The sequence below is a fragment of the Frankia sp. AiPs1 genome, assembly GCF_023716945.1.
GTDB lineage: Bacteria > Actinomycetota > Actinomycetes > Frankiales > Frankiaceae > Frankia.
The window spans coordinates 1-1,212 of record NZ_JAMQQF010000981.1; the positions used below are offsets into that span (position 1 = coordinate 1).

Here is a 1,212-nt window from a genome sequence, read left to right on the forward strand (position 1 = left end):
CGGTCGGGGCGTGCCGGTTCTGCTGATCCCCGACGCGGGGATGGCGGTCAAGCGGTGGCCGGCGCCGCGCTGGACCCAGCTCGCCCGCCTGCTCTCCGTCCAGGGTCACTCGCTGCTGCACCCGCGCGGGACCGCGGTGCCGGGGGCGGTGGCGGTACCCGCGCTGTCGTTGCGGGAGTTCGCCGGGCTGTGCGCGGCCGTGGCGGAACGCGGTGGCGTCGTCGTGGGCGGTGACACCGGTCCGGTGCGCCTGGCGGCCGCGGTCGGCGCTCTCACCGTGACGTTGTTCGGCCCCAGCCCAGCCGGACGGTACGGGTTGGCCGAGCGCATCGGGTCCACCGGGCACCACGGGTCCGCCGAGCACGACGGGTCCGCCGAGCACGACGGGTCCGCCGGCAGCACGGCGATCACCGGCGCCCTTGGCCCACTGCGTGCGCTCGGCGCGGACCTGCAGGGCCTGCCGAACTGTCCGGTCCGCCGTCCCCTCGCGATCACCGAGCAGGAGTGCTGGTGGACGGCCCGCTGCCCGCTGGCCCCGGATGGCCCGGCCTGCCTGGACGACCTCAGCGCCGAGCAGGTCGCCGGCGCTGTCGCCGCGGCCACCGGCGCATCGGCCGCCTGACCAGCCGGCCCGCCGACCCCAAGCGCAGTGCGGCGACCGCGGAACCACACCACCCGGCCCAGCCCCAACCCGACTCCCAACGGTCAGCGCGGTTCCGCGGAACCACACCACCCGCCCCAACCTGGGGGGCGGTGACGGCGCCCTTGCCCGCCAGCGCCATCAGTCTCCATGATGATTACACAGAGTAGTAGTTTTGGTGACGTTCGCCAGGGCAATCCTGTCTGCGTGACTGAACAGACCGTTCCCGTGTGCATCCCGGACGGCTCGGCGCGGATGCAGGCGCGAAAGCTACCCGTCCAGGTGCGGGCGGTGCTGTTCGACCGGGACGGGACGTTGTGCCTCGACGTTCCCTACAACGGCGATCCCGACCGGGTGAAGCCGGTCGCGACGGCCCGGGTGGCGCTGCGGCGGCTGCGTGCGGCCGGCGTGCCGACCGCCGTCGTGTCGAACCAGAGCGGCATCGGGCGGGGCCTGGTGACCGGCCACCGGGTCGACGCGGTCAACCGCCGGCTCGACGAGCTGCTCGGCGGCCTCGGCCCGGTCCTCGTCTGCCCGCACGCGCCGGACGCCGGCTGCGCCTGCCGCAAACC

At 74.8% G+C, this 1,212-nt stretch carries 2 protein-coding genes; both read left to right on the forward strand.

Going from position 1 to position 1,212, the window contains the following annotated elements; genetic code table 11:
• A partial coding sequence (locus tag ND748_RS32325; protein ID WP_251750063.1) for a glycosyltransferase family 9 protein occupies nucleotides 1–622 on the forward strand: 622 nt, incomplete at its 5' end.
• Between the two features lie 225 nt (nucleotides 623–847).
• Nucleotides 848–1,212 (forward strand): HAD-IIIA family hydrolase (locus ND748_RS32330; protein WP_251750064.1); only part of this gene is annotated, 365 nt, incomplete at its 3' end.